Genomic DNA, 14,492 nt, shown 5'->3' on the forward strand with positions numbered 1-14,492 from the left:
TTCCAGACAGCCTCTTTAAAATATTCAAATTACAATGAAAAGCGAAATTATTCTTTTGTGGTTTTTTCTTTCTTGGTGGTGATTTCTATTACACCATCTTTAGTTTCTTCGCCATATTTTTCTATAGCTCCTTCGCCTTTAAGAACATTTATTTTTTCAATATTTTTTGGATCAATAGCTTTTAATGCAGTTCCATTGGCTTTTACACCGTCAACTATAACTAAGGGTGAAGATTGTAATTCACCATTTGTGAAAATATTCGCTTTCACACCAAAACCTTTTATCTTATCCGAATCAGGCTTTTCTTCAAATTTCTGGAATGCATGAATATCTTTCGCATCAGAATAACTAAAACCTTTACCGGTTATTATTTGATAATCAGTTTTTTTCTTGAATTCCTGAAATCCAATCGACAATGCCTTCGCCTCAATCACTTTGTTTTTAGCTTTCTTTTGTGATTCTTCATCATCTAAAACCTTAGTAGTGATTATCACCGCACCATCTTTCGCATCTTCCCCGTAGAGAGAAATGGCACTTTCTCCTTTCAACACGTTAACACTTTTGATTAAGTCTTTATCAATAAGGTCTATAATTTCCTTTTTTGTGGTTGCCCCGTTAAGAATATAAAGCGGATCACCGGGGATTTCTGTAGGGTTTTTAGAAGTTTTGGTATTGATAAGTATTACTCCATTTTCACCCTTCTTCCCAGCTTCATCTATTGCTTTTTCTCCTTCAATTACCTGTATTTCGGCTATTTCCTCGGGATTTAGTTTTTTTGCATCTTCCACAGAGACTATTTCACCATCAATTTTATAAACTAAATTTTCAGGTAGTTTTTTATGTTTTATTGGCGCAACCTCTTGTTCCACTAATTGAGAATTAATGGGTTCCCCTACTTTTTGATTACTAATTGAAATAAAAGCTATTTTTCCGTTTTCGTGAAATCGGGCACCAATTTTAAATGGTAATAAATTGCCATCTTCATCGGTTTCTGATTGAAATTCCCGGCTATCGCCTGTTTCTAAAGTATAGGTTATATGAATATTTTTTAGCTTATGAGCTGAATACCGTATGTCGCGCCACTCAAGTGTTACATTGTTTTCAGCAAAAGCATCCTTATATTTCTCAAGGTCTGCTTTTGATGTGTTTTCTGAAAAATGAGCTTCTAAAAGTTTTTGATCTTCTTCATCGTTAGTATTTAAAATTTCATAGTTTTTCGAGGAATTAATTCTGGCTTCAGTCTTTACATTAAAAGCTAGCATAAAAGCCAGGACTAAAGGAAAAACAAGGCTTATTTTCCAAAGACCGGAATTTTGAGATGATTTTTTATTCAGCATAAGAATTCGTTTTTTGATAAATGATTGATAAAAATGATTGGTAAGCGCGGGCTGTAAGTTGGCAATAGAAACTTTTACCAGGGCTTGTTGATATGACTTTTTTGCACCGGAAATTGCGACGGTTTCCCTGTCGGCTATATACTCCAGGTTTTGTTCCACACTCTTTTTGTACAACCAGCTTAAAGGATTAAACCAGAGTAGGGCAGTGATGAGGTTGGCGATTAAAATATCTACAGAATGCCATTGGGAGGCGTGAATTTTTTCGTGCTGTAAGATCATTTTCAGATCTTTTTCTGAATGTGCTACAGGATTGTAAACTATAAATTTGAAAAATGAAAACGGACTTATTGTAGTATTGGTTTTTATGAATTTAAAGCTTTCAGCATTTGTGATTTTACTCTGTAGAATGAGTTTAGAAATATGGAATAGCTGACGAATAATCCGGGTTATGAAGAAGGTAGCAATAAAAATATATATAATTCCCAATAATTCCCACACTCCAATAGTTGATGCTAGATCTTCTGAAGAAATATTTGTGCTAATTGGGATCTCGTTAAATGAGATACTATTAGCTTCAACAATAACTTTCCTTGTAAAATATATTCCAGGTAATACAGCAGATGCGAGAATACCACCCAGTAAAAACCTGCGGTTCACCTGAAAACTGGTTTCTCTTTTTAGCAAGATGATATATGCCAGGTAAAAAATATTTAGCAATCCCGCACTTTTGAGAAGATAAATTAATAATGCCTCCATGAATTAATCCTTTTTCTCCTTTTCTATAATTTCAAGGATTTCCCGAAGCTCATCGGCACTAATTTTTTCCTCTTTAGCAAAAAATGAAACCATGCTTTTATAAGAATTATCAAAGAAGCGTTTTGATGTCAAACTCATAATATGCTTTCTATATTTCTCTTTAGAAATCACTGGGTAGTATTGATGCGTATTACCGTAAGCATCGTGAGCTACAAAACCTTTATCTTCCAAATGCCTTACTATAGTAGAAACCGTATTGTAATGTAACTTCTTATCCTGGATATGTGGTATGATCTCTTTTACAAAGGCTTTCTCCAGCTGCCAGAGAATGCGCATTACTTCTTCTTCTTTATTAGTTAATCGTTTCATTTGTATATAAATTTAATCCCATAGGGGGAATTTTTCACAGACTTATAATCATTTCACTGTAAGTTGCTAATTTCTGGGTCCAGCATCATGCTGGTTTCATTTTAATCCCTGATTGAGGGTTTAATTCCCTAAGGCTTGCCAGCCCGTTCCGCAGGCGGGCCTCGAAATTATAAAATAGTTTTCCAATTCATACCTCGTAAGCTTACCCCGAGGTTCTTGATTTCATTTATTCAAATATAACGAAATAAATAGTTTATCAACGAATAAAACAGTTTAATCATTTTCGTTAAAATCTGTCGGTAATAAATACGCCAGTCTTTTATTGCCCATACTCCCGCTAAGTACAAGGTTTTGCGGTGGATCGTGATTGCCAAATTGGTCTATAGAAAATTTTCCACTTGCCAAAAGGCCGGATTGCTCGGTATTGTTATAAAGAATATTTAGTTTTTCAGCTAAAACCTTAACGAGCACCAAATTATCTTTTTGAGTAAGCTCAAAATATTCGTAGGGCCTAACTTCAGAGCTCTTTTTAAAAATTCTGAAGCCTTCTTCTGCTAAAGTTTGGTTGCTTAGTGCTCTCATAAAATGAAGTAGTGAACCCTCAAAAGATTTCTTTCTACGTCTTATATATCGTTTCTTGGTTTTTGTCTTAGTTTCTTTAAAAAAACCGAAACCTTCGTAATAAATCATATAAGGTATAATTAATCCGGAATCACTTTTTTGGTAAGTAACTTTAAATGAACTTAAATTGTAGGTTATTGTATAACCCAGGTATCGATTTACCACTTTTAAGGGCTCAGATGCATTAGCGATTAGGGTTTTCTGGGAAGGGCTGTATCTTAATTTAAGGATATCTTCGTTTTCTATCCTTAATGAAGAAGCTACCGGGGTAGGGCCAAAAAACTCCCTTCTAAACTCTGCTAACTTTTTTTTTCTGGTCCAAGGGTCAGCCTCCAGTAAAACGGCATCTAGAGCTTCGGGCTTTTCAATTAAAAATATAGGATTTTCTTTAGTTATTTCTGAAAGGTCTGCGATTGCTTTAACTTGAAAACCTAGAGAACTAATTATAAGCGGGGAATTGATGTGCTCTGGTACTTTAATGGAGAAAAAGCCTTTGGAGTTGGTAGAAACTCCAATACTGGTGCCGTCAAAATAAACCGAAGCTGCAGCTATAGCGGTAGAATCGTCAATATTTAATATATAACCTTCAACATTTTTTTGAGCTTTAATTTGCTGACTTAAAAAACAAATTAAGATTAGAGTAAATATTTTTTGCATAAACAATATTTATATTTATTGAATAATATACTAAAAAAATAGTTTGTCAACGTTTCTGTTAGTTTTAAAATGCCTTTATACTTTGGTTGAGAGTTGGGGGTATTATTTTATCTTCGCAAAAAACTACAGATGAGCATTGTTTTTATTCTTATAGGTCTTGTTTTACTTGTGGTGGGAGGAGAATTTCTGGTTAGGGCTTCTGTGGCTTTGTCTTTTAAATTCAATATTTCCCGAATGGTAATTGGGTTAACGGTGGTTTCTTTTGCGACTTCGGCACCCGAACTTTTGGTTAGTTTACAAGCTGCCTTAAGTGGGTTTTCTGATATTTCCCTGGGGAATGTAATAGGCTCCAACATCGCTAATTTAGGTTTGGTATTGGGAATAACGGCAATAATAACCTCTATTTCTGTAGACAGGGAGTTCTACCGGTTTAACTGGCCAGCGATGATGTTGTTTTCCATTGTGCTCTATTACTTTTTAAATACCGGGGGGCATATCTCGCGTCTGGAAGGTTTAATCTTATTTTTAGCACTTATCCTCTTCCTATTTTTATTGATAAGAAGATCGCGAAGAAAAACTGAAATTGCAGTGGAAGGAATAGACGATTCTTTAAAGAAAACTTCTAATTTTAAAATGATTATCTGGTTGGTTATTGGAGGTGTAGCGCTGTGGGGAGGATCTGAACTGCTGGTAGATGGCGCGGTAGATTTGGCGACTATGCTTGGTGTGAGCGAAAGGGTGATTTCGGTTACTATGATTGCAATAGGTACCAGTGTACCCGAACTCGCAGCTTCGGTTATCGCAGCCTTAAAAAAGGAAAAAGCGCTTTCCCTGGGGAATCTAATAGGCTCCAATATTTTTAACATCGCTTCGGTTTTAGGTATTACCGCGATGATTCAACCTATTTATATTCAGTCAGATGAAATTCTTACAAATGACATTTTCTGGATGATAGGGATCTCTTTTGCTATTGCTCCTTTAGCTTTTATTCCAAAAAAGTTTCTTTTCAATCGATACAAAGGTGTGATTTTATTCGTGAGCTACGTAATTTTTACGGGTCTTGCATTTTTGGGTTAATTTTAAGGGGGTATATTAAGGAATACATAAAAATTTAAATCTGGGTAGACTTATTTGGTGGGGTATGTGTAAAAATACATACATTTGGTAGCTGAAATTTAAAATTATCAAAAACACCAATATGTCAACTTTACGATTTGAAGCTTTAAAAGAAACCTTTAACCGCAAGCCGGTTAAAATTAAGGAGCCGGCCCGAAGGTCTGAGCTGTTTGGAACGAATGTGTTCAACGAAGCCTCCATGAAACAATACCTTACCAAGGAAGCCTATGAAAATGTGATGGAAGCTATAAAAACCGGTAAGAAAATTGACCGTAGAGTGTCTGATCATATTTCTACCGGAATGAAAGAATGGGCCATCTCAAAAGGGGCGACCCACTATACGCACTGGTTTCAACCACTAACCGGAGCAACTGCCGAAAAACACGATGCCTTTTTTGAAACTCAGGCTGATGGTAGTGCAATAGAGAAATTTGGTGGTGGTGCTTTGGTACAACAGGAACCAGATGCCTCAAGTTTCCCGAGTGGAGGAATTAGAAATACTTTTGAAGCTCGTGGCTATACCGCATGGGATCCTACTTCTCCCGCTTTTATTTGGGGAACCACGCTTTGTATTCCTACAATCTTCGTTTCATATACTGGCGAAGCTTTAGATTATAAAACACCGCTTCTAAGAGCATTGCAAGCAGTAGATCAGGCGGCAACTTCAGTAGCTAAATATTTTGATAAAAATGTTACTAAAACAACTGCAACCTTAGGCTGGGAGCAGGAATATTTTCTTATCGATTCTGCTTTAGCGGCGACCCGCCCTGACCTTTCTTTGGCAGGACGTACTTTGCTGGGACATTCTCCCGCAAAAGGACAACAATTAGACGATCATTACTTTGGTTCAATCCCTTCAAGGGTATTGGCTTATATGCGTGACCTGGAAATTGAGTGTATGAAACTTGGTATCCCGGTAAAAACACGTCACAACGAGGTAGCTCCAAATCAGTTTGAGCTTGCTCCAATTTTTGAAGAAGGTAACCTTGCCGTAGACCATAATTCATTAATTATGGATATTATGAGCAAGATTGCCGAAAAACATCATTTTAAAGTAATTCTGCACGAAAAGCCTTTCGCAGGAATTAACGGTAGTGGTAAACACAATAACTGGTCTCTGGCTACAGATACCGGTACAAACCTATTGGCGCCAGGTTCAACTCCAATGAAGAACCTTCAGTTTCTAACTTTCTTTATTAACAGCATTAAAGCAGTACACGATAACGAAGAATTGTTGAGAGCTGCCATTGCAAGTGCATCTAACGATCACAGATTAGGAGCTAACGAAGCACCACCGGCAATTATTTCGGCATTTATTGGAACTCAGCTAACCGAGGTGCTGGATGAATTAGAAAAAGTAACCGATGGAAAATTGTCTCCGCAGGAAAAAACAGATCTAAAACTTAACGTAGTAGGTAAAATTCCGGAAATTCTACTGGATAATACCGACCGTAACCGTACTTCTTCTTTTGCCTTCACAGGTAACAAATTTGAGTTTAGAGCAGTTGGTTCTACCGCAAACTGCGCTAATCCAATGACGGTTCTTAATACTATTATGGCCAAGCAGCTTAAAGACTTTAAAATTGAAGTTGATGAGTTGATTAAAGGCAAGAAGATGAAGAAGGATGATGCCATCTTTAACGTGCTTAGAGATTACATCAAGAAATCCAAAAACATTCGTTTTGAAGGTGATGGTTATGGTGAAGCCTGGGAAAAAGAAGCTAAAAAACGTGGTTTAAGTAATAATAGAACTACGCCGCAAGCATTAAAAGCTCAGGTTTCCAAGAAAACGATCGCTCTTTATGAAGAAATGCAAGTGATGAACAAAGTGGAGCTGGAAGCCCGTCACGAAATCGAGCTTGAAGACTACGCGATGCGAATTCAGATCGAAGGTAGAATTCTTGGAGATATCGCCAGAAATCACGTGATCCCAACAGCGGTTCGTTATCAGAATATTCTTATTGAGAACGTAGAAGGCTTGAAGCATATCTATAATGAAGACTTTAAGAAACATTCTAACGAGCAATTAGAGATCATTGAAGAGATATCTGCACATATCGCTAAAATTAACAGCGGAGTGAAAGCTATGATCGAGGCTAGAAAAGTTGCCAATAAGATAGAAGACTCTGAAAAACGTGCCTTTGCTTATTGTGATGATGTTAAGCCTTATTTTGATGAAATAAGATATCACTGTGATAAACTGGAACTTCTGGTAGATGATGAGCTTTGGCCATTAACTAAATACAGAGAGTTGCTTTTTACCAAATAATCTGTTTAAGTAAATAAATATTCAAAACCACGTGTGTAATGCACGTGGTTTTTTTGTTTCTATTGAAATTAGTAATCGGCATTATACGCTAAAAAATCTAATCTGTTTATCTTTGGGCCTTCAACAATACAATTATGAGTCAGGAAGTAAGTAAAAGATATGCCCAACGTGGTGTTTCAGCAGGAAAAGAGGATGTGCACAATGCGATTAAAAATGTAGATAAGGGATTATTCCCAAAAGCATTTTGCAAAATTGTGCCCGATCATCTCACGGGAGATACAGATCATTGCCTTATTATGCACGCCGATGGTGCGGGTACGAAATCTTCCCTGGCCTATATGTACTGGAAAGAAACCGGAGATCTTTCGGTTTGGAAAGGCATCGCGCAAGACGCCTTAATTATGAATATAGACGACCTGCTTTGTGTGGGCGCTACAGATAACATAATGCTTTCTTCTACCATTGGCCGCAATAAAAATAAAATTCCGGGTGATGTGATTTCAGCAATAATAAATGGTACTGAAGAATTGCTTGCTGAATTAAAAGAATTTGGTGTTGAAATTCATTCTACCGGTGGTGAAACTGCCGATGTTGGCGATCTGGTGCGAACTATAATTGTAGATTCTACAGTAACTGCCAGAATGAAAAAAGCTGAGGTTATCGATAATGCCAATATAGAACCTGGAAATGTGATTGTTGGTTTATCTTCTTCCGGAAAAGCTTCTTACGAAAAAGAATATAATGGCGGAATGGGAAGTAACGGACTTACATCTGCACGCCACGATGTTTTTTCTAAAGTTTTAGCTAAAAAATATCCCGAAAGTTTTGATAATGATATTCCTGAAGAATTGATCTATTCAGGAACAAAATCTTTAACCGATTCAGTTAAAAATTCACCTTTAGATGCCGGGAAATTAGTGCTTTCCCCAACCCGAACTTACGCACCTATTATTAAGAAAATCCTGTCTAAATTCAGCAATAAAGAAATTAATGGAATGGTGCATTGCAGTGGTGGGGCTCAAACCAAGATCCTTCACTTTATAGATAATCTGCATATTATTAAAGACAATATGTTTGAAGTGCCACCGCTTTTCAAACTTATTCAACAAGAAAGTAAAACCGACTGGAAAGAAATGTACCAGGTTTTTAATATGGGCCATCGTATGGAACTCTATGTAAACCCGGAAATTGCCGAAGAAATTATCGCAATTTCCAAATCTTTTAATGTTGAAGCACAAATTGTTGGCAGGGTAGAAGCTTCAGAGGAAAAGAAACTCACTATAAATAGTGAATTCGGAGAGTTCCAGTATTAAAAGCTGAACGTTCTGTGTATTTAAGAGGGAAATTTACATAGCATTCTTTAGAATTATAGATTTTAAGAGAATACAGCTAAATTTTTTAAAAACCATAAGTTTAATCGTATATTTTGTTTTTTAATTTATATAGGTAGCCGGCTTAACAAGGTTAAAATCGGATCATTATAGATGATTTTTGAAATATTCGCGAAAATGATTCATACCTGGTTTAAGCTGTAAAAATGTAACTTCTTGCTGAATAATTTGAATATATATAACTCAAAATTTGTTTTTACTTCTACAATATTTTGGGTTGTACTCAATTTACTTGGGCTCTATTTTTTAGATGATGAGCATAGTAGGTGGTTAAGGGTAGGAGCTTCTTCTTATTTTATTTTATGGAGTTTATCTTTTCAAGCGCTAAATTCTAAAATTCATTATGTATTGCTTTCTTTTTGGATTTGCGATATATCTCTGCTTTTATACGAAAATCAGATTTTTAATTTTATTACTTTTATTGCCCGGTCACTTACTTTTTTTCTGTTAGTTTGGATTGTCTTTCCTAAGATTCGAGCTATAAAGTATAGACTTATAGAATTGTTAATTGGGCTTTTCGTAATAAGTGTAAATATTTATTTTTTGTTTGAATTGTTAACTATGGTGCCTGAAGCGCATTTATACGATTATTTTAATCCCGCATATTTAGGGTTTACTATTCTTACAATGGTTTTGGTTGGCGCTGCAATTACATATAACAATAGATATAGTAATAAAAAGAGCTTCTATTTTTTGCTGGCTTCACTTTTTATGGCCCTCTCTGATGTTAATTTCTTTATTGCATTTTATTTAGATATACCGGTTTTTTATTACCCTGATAGATTTTTTCATATTTTCAGCTTAGGATTGATACTTCTTTTTTGGATCAAACCACTAGAAATGTCTGCCTATAATATTGAAAATCGTGAAGTTTAATCCCTCATTAAGGGTTTTTACTGCAAATCTAGAAAGTTCCGGGTTGTAAATAATGGTAATCCTCAAGTGCTTTTTTATTTTTAATAAGCTGCGTGCTGCCATTCTTTAACAGGTACAGTTCATCGCTTGCATCCAAAATATGCCTGTACATATGGTCGGTTATAATTATGGCTTTTTCCTTCTTTAACTTCTGAAGTAAGTCTTTAATTTTTTCAACATAAATCGGGGAAAGATGCGAAAAAGGTTCGTCTAAAAGAATGAGTTTGGCTTTGCTGTTTAGGCAAATATAAATTTCTATTACGCGCTGTTGACCACCAGAAAGGTTTCGCATTCTAAAATTTTTAAAACCTTTGAATTCAGGAAAATCATTTTCAAATTTTTGGAGGTTCAATTTAAAAAGCTGAAAAGCACTTTCAATTTTCATTTTTGGCGGAATATAGTTCTGTTGCGGTAGATATTTTACGTTCCCGTATTTAAATAGTGGCTTCAGGTAAGGTTTATTGTCAATTCTAATCAGCTTATGCCTGGGTTGGAGGCTTCCGAAGAAAATATTGAGTAAACTGCTTTTTCCGCAGCCATTAGCGCCAAGTATTCCGGTAACCTGTCCCGTTTCAGCTTTTAAGTATATGCCATGGAGGATTTGCTTTTCAGCAAAATAAAGTTCAACATTATCAATTTCAAAAATCATAATAGAAGAGAATAAATTCCGGCGGAAAGCATGACGAAAATAACATCTATCAGAAAGCTAAAAACAAATAGTTTTATACTGCTCAGAGAAAGATTTTGATAAAAGTAAAGTTGGTTTTGATAGGAGGTTTTATATATATAAAATACCAGGGAGCTAAGAAAAAGTTTAAATATAACAATAAGTGATATAGGTTTTCCGAAAAAAAGGAAAAGGAAATTCAGTAAAACAGACACCAAAATAAATTGCCTGTAAAAATAGAAAACTGCTCTTATTTTGCTTGTCATTTATTTCCCTTTAATTATCAATTTACAATTCTTTTTTCAATCTTATAATTCAATCAATTTATCGTAAATTTGTTTTCCTAAAATCAGTGTGATTATATGATTGAGAAGCTTAATATAGTAAAGCAACGTTTTGATGAGGTGAATGATTTAATTATTCAACCCGATGTGATTTCAGATCAAAAGCGATATATAGAATTAAATAAAGAATACAAAGACCTTAGGGCTTTGATGGATGAGCGTGAAAAATATTTGGAGCTCACCAATAATATTGAAGAAGCCAAAGAAATTATTTCAGACGGGAGTGATGCTGAAATGACCGAAATGGCGAAAATGCAGTTGGAAGAAGCCGAGAAAGAAGTCAAAAAGCTGGAAGAAAAGATTAGGATGATGTTGGTGCCTAAAGATCCTGACGACGCTAAAAACGTTGTGATGGAAATTAGAGCAGGTACCGGTGGCGACGAAGCCAGTATTTTTGCCGGTGACCTTTATAGAATGTATACCAAATATGTGGAAAGCAAAGGCTGGAAACACAATATTGTAGATTATAGCGAAGGTACCAGCGGCGGATTTAAAGAGATGATCTTTGAGGTTTCCGGTGAAGATGTATACGGAACAATGAAGTTTGAAGCAGGTGTTCACCGGGTGCAACGGGTGCCACAAACCGAAACCCAGGGTCGTGTACATACTTCGGCAGCTACCGTGATGGTTTTGCCTGAAGCTGAGGAATTTGATGTGGAAATAGATCCAAAGGATGTAAGAATAGATTATTTCTGTTCTTCCGGTCCAGGCGGGCAATCGGTGAATACAACCTATTCTGCCGTGCGATTAACTCACGAACCAACCGGGTTGGTAGCTCAGTGCCAGGATCAAAAATCGCAGCACAAGAATAAGGAAAAGGCTTTTAGGGTTTTACGATCTCGTCTATATGAAATCGAACTCGCTAAAAAGCAGGAGGCCGATGCCGCTAAGAGAAACTCAATGGTTTCCAGTGGTGACCGTAGTGCGAAAATTAGAACCTATAATTATTCCCAGGGAAGGGTTACAGATCACCGTATAAACCTTACCCTTTATGATCTTTCTAATATTATAAATGGGGATATTCAAAAAATAATAGACGAATTGCGATTGGTAGAAAACACCGAAAAGCTCAAAGAAAATTCAGATATATTCTAACATTAGTCACCTCCGCCTGCGCGGAGGTCTATTTGAAGTCTTATCGAAAGTTTTATTTTAAGATTTACTTTCCGCGAAAGCGGAATTTTCTTTTTATATTTTAAATCTAATTAACCATAAAAATCGAAACTATGTCCCCACAAGAATTAACTGAACAGATCCTGAAAAAGAAGTCTTTTTTATCTGTGGGCCTTGATGTGGATATAGACCGAATTCCCACCTATTTACTGTCGGAAGACGATCCTATTTTCGAATTTAATAAAGCAATTATAGATGCCACCCATAAATTTTGCGTGGCCTATAAGCCAAATATCGCCTTCTATGAAGCCAACGGCGTTGAAGGCTGGCAGGCATTAGAAAAAACGATTAATTACCTTCACCACGAATATCCGGAAATGTATACCATTGCTGATGCTAAACGTGGCGATATTGGTAATACTTCCAGAATGTATGCTAAAACCTTTCTTAAAGATCTTGGTTTTGATTCTGTGACCGTAGCACCATATATGGGAAAGGATTCAATAGAGCCATTTCTGGAATTTGAAAACAGGCAGGCCATTTTACTGGCACTAACATCTAACGAAGGTGCTTTCGATTTCCAGACGCAAAAAATAGACGGAGAAGAGCTTTATAAAAAAGTCCTGAGAACCTCTAAAACCTGGAAAAATTCTGACCGACTTATGTATGTTGTTGGTGCGACTAAAGCCGAATTTTTAAAGGAAATCAGGGAAATAATTCCAGAGAATTTTTTGTTGGTTCCGGGAGTTGGTGCCCAGGGCGGAAAACTGGAAGAAGTTTGTGAGTACGGAATGACTAAAAATGTAGGCCTTTTAGTGAATTCTTCCCGAAAGATTATTTATGCTTCTGAATCTTCGAATTTTGCTGAAATAGCAGGGGCCAAGGCCGAAGTGCTTCAGCAGCAAATGGCCGAAGAATTAAGGCAGCTTTAATTCTCTTAGCATGGAATTTAGGGATCAACTACAAAGACAAATACACCTTCCACAAGTCCCCAGACGAATTGTTTCTTTAGTTCCCAGTCAAACCGAACTTCTGGTAGATTTAGGCCTGGAAGAGAATCTGGTAGGCATTACTAAATTTTGTGTGCATCCTGAATATCTTCGCAAAACCAAAATCATTGTAGGCGGCACAAAAGAAGTGAAACTTGAGAGAATAAAGACTATGAACCCCGATATTATTCTCTGCAATAAAGAGGAGAACACCAAAGAAATGGTAGAGGAGCTGGAAGAAATTGCACCGGTTCACGTTTCAGATATTGTTAAGCTTGAAGATGCATTTGAATTAATGTTTCAGTATGGAAAGATCTTTCAAAAAGAAGCTTTGGTGGAAACGATGGTAAATTCCGTAAAGAAAAAAATAGCAAGCCTACAGGAGCAGGTCAAAGATAAACCGGTAAAAAAAGTTGCATATTTTATTTGGAAGAAACCTTTAATGGTCGCAGGAAAAGACACTTTTATAGATGAGCTTTTAAAGCTGAATAAGTTCGAAAATGTTTTTAAAGAATCCCGTTATCCTGAAACTACTTTTGAAGAAATAAAGGCAAAGAATCCTGACTTACTATTACTTTCCTCAGAGCCATTTCCATTTAAGGAAAAGCATAAAGAATATTTTTCACAATTAAATATGGAAATCAGATTGGTAGATGGGGAATATTTTAGCTGGTACGGGTCGCGATTGGTGGAAGCAATAGACTATTTTCAAAAACTGAGCATCTAGGAATCTATTTTATCGTATTGCATTCTTCTAAGTTCCTTGAGTATCGTTTTCGCCTTTGCGTTAAGTCGGTCGCTTTCTTCCTTATCGGTAAGCGCCAATTTATAAGCTTTGTGCATAAGATGTTTATACTTATCACAAAGGCATTCTTCTGTAGATCTTGTTTCGAAGATTTTGAACATAAGTATTAGTCTTTGTTGCAAATATAGGAGGCACAAGCGCAAAGGATTGCTAAGTCAGCGTTAATGTTGATGTAAAATTTTCTTCTTGTAGCTTTAAAATGTTAAATAAGCGTGCTTTTTAATTACTTTTAACTGAATATAAAGTTTTGAAGGACTCTTTTAGTATTGCCTGTCCTGTAGGGCAAAAACCCTTTGCAAAAGGCTGGTAGTTCTTGCAGAAACTTTTTCTCTAATTTCCTTTTCTTCAATAGCTATCATAGTAAAAACTCCCTCAAGTGCTTCTTTAGTCACATAATCTGCAAGATCTGGATTTACATTATTGGTAAGGGGTAAGCTGTTGTATCGGCTAATGATATTTGTCCAAATTTCGGTAGCGCCAACTTTTTCAAGGGAAGTGGTAACAACGGGATTGAATTTTCCGTAGAGCGGTTCTTCGGTTTTCCCGGTAAGATACATCGTAGCCGCATTATTCTGGCCTAATAAAATACTCCTGGCATCATTAAACGTGATTTCCTTCACAGCGTTTACAAAAATTGGGGTGGCTTCTTTTACCGCTTCTTCGGCAGCCCGGTTTAAAACTTTTAAACCTTCATCGGCTAAGGCATCAAAACCCAAATCACGAAGTGTTTTGTCTACTTTTTGTAATTCGGGCGGGAGGGTAATTCTCACTAATTCATTACTGTAAAATCCGTTTTCTTCAGTTAGTTTGGTTACTTGTTTATCAATTCCGTTGTCCAGTGCCTGGCGTAAACCTGAAGCTATTTCAGCATTACTAACACCGGCTTGCGGGTAATTTTCTGCTATGGTTTGTAATTCTGCGCAGGAGGAGAAAATAAGTAAACTTAAAACGGGTAGTATTTTTTTCATCTTTTTATATTTTATCCCAAACAGGGAATCTAGGCACAGGCTTATAATTATCCCTGTATGTTGCAAATTATTGAATCTGGCATCATGCTGGTTTTATATAATTGCTTGCGGCCAAAGATATAAATTAAAGAATTGGGTCTGAAAATTACTTTTTCTTCTTTAGCAATTATTAGAA

At 36.2% G+C, this 14,492-nt stretch carries 13 protein-coding genes; 7 read left to right on the forward strand and 6 right to left on the reverse strand.

Going from position 1 to position 14,492, the window contains the following annotated elements:
• Positions 1-47: 47 nt before the first annotated feature.
• The 3 genes from LB467_RS03750 to LB467_RS03760 form a co-directional block, all read right to left on the reverse strand.
• Positions 48-2,093, reverse strand: coding sequence for a M56 family metallopeptidase (locus LB467_RS03750; protein WP_224472688.1), 2,046 nt, complete (start codon positions 2,091-2,093; stop codon positions 48-50).
• Between the two features lie 3 nt (positions 2,094-2,096).
• Complete coding sequence (locus tag LB467_RS03755) at positions 2,097-2,462, reverse strand: BlaI/MecI/CopY family transcriptional regulator (protein WP_224472689.1); 366 nt, start codon at positions 2,460-2,462, stop codon at positions 2,097-2,099.
• Positions 2,463-2,735: 273 nt separating this feature from the next.
• On the reverse strand, positions 2,736-3,740 hold the full coding sequence (locus tag LB467_RS03760) for a carboxypeptidase-like regulatory domain-containing protein (protein ID WP_224472690.1): 1,005 nt from the start codon (positions 3,738-3,740) through the stop codon (positions 2,736-2,738).
• 129 nt (positions 3,741-3,869) lie between these two features.
• Between LB467_RS03760 and LB467_RS03765 the strand changes: the two genes are divergently transcribed.
• The 4 genes from LB467_RS03765 (at position 3,870) to LB467_RS03780 (ending at position 9,392) form a co-directional block, all read left to right on the forward strand.
• A complete protein-coding gene (locus LB467_RS03765) occupies positions 3,870-4,817 on the forward strand; it encodes a calcium/sodium antiporter (RefSeq protein ID WP_224472691.1) in 948 nt (315 codons plus the stop codon).
• A 121-nt stretch (positions 4,818-4,938) separates the two neighbouring features.
• A complete protein-coding gene (locus LB467_RS03770; RefSeq protein ID WP_224472692.1) occupies positions 4,939-7,125 on the forward strand; it encodes a glutamine synthetase III family protein in 2,187 nt (728 codons plus the stop codon).
• A 134-nt stretch (positions 7,126-7,259) separates the two neighbouring features.
• A complete protein-coding gene (locus tag LB467_RS03775; RefSeq protein WP_224472693.1) occupies positions 7,260-8,438 on the forward strand; it encodes an AIR synthase related protein in 1,179 nt (392 codons plus the stop codon).
• 234 nt (positions 8,439-8,672) lie between these two features.
• Entirely contained in the window at positions 8,673-9,392 is a 720-nt protein-coding gene (locus LB467_RS03780) for a hypothetical protein (protein WP_224472694.1), read from the forward strand.
• Between the two features lie 28 nt (positions 9,393-9,420).
• On the opposite strand, the gene LB467_RS03785 is transcribed toward LB467_RS03780, so the two are convergent.
• Positions 9,421-10,080: an ATP-binding cassette domain-containing protein gene (locus LB467_RS03785; RefSeq protein ID WP_224472695.1), complete on the reverse strand. Its 660-nt coding sequence runs from the start codon at positions 10,078-10,080 to the stop codon at positions 9,421-9,423.
• 380 nt (positions 10,081-10,460) lie between these two features.
• Between LB467_RS03785 and prfA the strand changes: the two genes are divergently transcribed.
• The 3 genes from prfA to LB467_RS03800 all read left to right on the forward strand — a co-directional run bounded on the left by prfA (position 10,461) and on the right by LB467_RS03800 (position 13,271).
• Positions 10,461-11,537 (forward strand): peptide chain release factor 1, encoded by a 1,077-nt coding sequence (gene prfA, locus LB467_RS03790; protein WP_224472696.1) that lies wholly within the window; start codon positions 10,461-10,463, stop codon positions 11,535-11,537.
• Between the two features lie 131 nt (positions 11,538-11,668).
• Positions 11,669-12,487: an orotidine-5'-phosphate decarboxylase gene (pyrF, locus tag LB467_RS03795; RefSeq protein WP_224472697.1), complete on the forward strand. Its 819-nt coding sequence runs from the start codon at positions 11,669-11,671 to the stop codon at positions 12,485-12,487.
• Between the two features lie 10 nt (positions 12,488-12,497).
• Positions 12,498-13,271 carry an ABC transporter substrate-binding protein gene (locus LB467_RS03800; protein WP_224472698.1) on the forward strand — a complete coding sequence of 258 codons (774 nt, stop codon included), beginning with the start codon at positions 12,498-12,500 and terminating at the stop codon, positions 13,269-13,271.
• Here the strand turns inward: LB467_RS03800 and LB467_RS03805 are convergent.
• Positions 13,268-13,450, reverse strand: a complete 183-nt coding sequence (locus LB467_RS03805) for a Lacal_2735 family protein (protein ID WP_224472699.1) — start codon at positions 13,448-13,450, stop codon at positions 13,268-13,270. The two genes, LB467_RS03800 and LB467_RS03805, sit on opposite strands and share 4 nt — an antisense overlap.
• Positions 13,451-13,609: 159 nt before the next feature.
• The gene (locus LB467_RS03810; RefSeq protein ID WP_224472700.1) at positions 13,610-14,317 is read right to left on the reverse strand and encodes a DUF4197 domain-containing protein; all 708 of its coding nucleotides are present in this window, start codon (positions 14,315-14,317) and stop codon (positions 13,610-13,612) included.
• Positions 14,318-14,492: the final 175 nt, after the last annotated feature.

Source organism: Salegentibacter tibetensis (genome assembly GCF_020164485.1).
In the GTDB taxonomy this organism is placed as follows: domain Bacteria; phylum Bacteroidota; class Bacteroidia; order Flavobacteriales; family Flavobacteriaceae; genus Salegentibacter; species Salegentibacter tibetensis.

Excerpts from the sequence above, each read along its gene's own strand:
- LB467_RS03750 (WP_224472688.1), bottom strand. The coding sequence starts at position 2,093 with ATGGAGGCATTATTAATTTATCTTCTCAAAAGTGCGGGATTGCTAAAT.
- LB467_RS03755 (WP_224472689.1), bottom strand. The coding sequence starts at position 2,462 with ATGAAACGATTAACTAATAAAGAAGAAGAAGTAATGCGCATTCTCTGG.
- LB467_RS03760 (WP_224472690.1), bottom strand. The coding sequence starts at position 3,740 with ATGCAAAAAATATTTACTCTAATCTTAATTTGTTTTTTAAGTCAGCAA.
- LB467_RS03765 (WP_224472691.1), top strand. The coding sequence starts at position 3,870 with ATGAGCATTGTTTTTATTCTTATAGGTCTTGTTTTACTTGTGGTGGGA.
- LB467_RS03770 (WP_224472692.1), top strand. The coding sequence starts at position 4,939 with ATGTCAACTTTACGATTTGAAGCTTTAAAAGAAACCTTTAACCGCAAG.
- LB467_RS03775 (WP_224472693.1), top strand. The coding sequence starts at position 7,260 with ATGAGTCAGGAAGTAAGTAAAAGATATGCCCAACGTGGTGTTTCAGCA.
- LB467_RS03785 (WP_224472695.1), bottom strand. The coding sequence starts at position 10,080 with ATGATTTTTGAAATTGATAATGTTGAACTTTATTTTGCTGAAAAGCAA.
- prfA (WP_224472696.1), top strand. The coding sequence starts at position 10,461 with ATGATTGAGAAGCTTAATATAGTAAAGCAACGTTTTGATGAGGTGAAT.
- pyrF (WP_224472697.1), top strand. The coding sequence starts at position 11,669 with ATGTCCCCACAAGAATTAACTGAACAGATCCTGAAAAAGAAGTCTTTT.
- LB467_RS03800 (WP_224472698.1), top strand. The coding sequence starts at position 12,498 with ATGGAATTTAGGGATCAACTACAAAGACAAATACACCTTCCACAAGTC.
- LB467_RS03805 (WP_224472699.1), bottom strand. The coding sequence starts at position 13,450 with ATGTTCAAAATCTTCGAAACAAGATCTACAGAAGAATGCCTTTGTGAT.
- LB467_RS03810 (WP_224472700.1), bottom strand. The coding sequence starts at position 14,317 with ATGAAAAAAATACTACCCGTTTTAAGTTTACTTATTTTCTCCTCCTGC.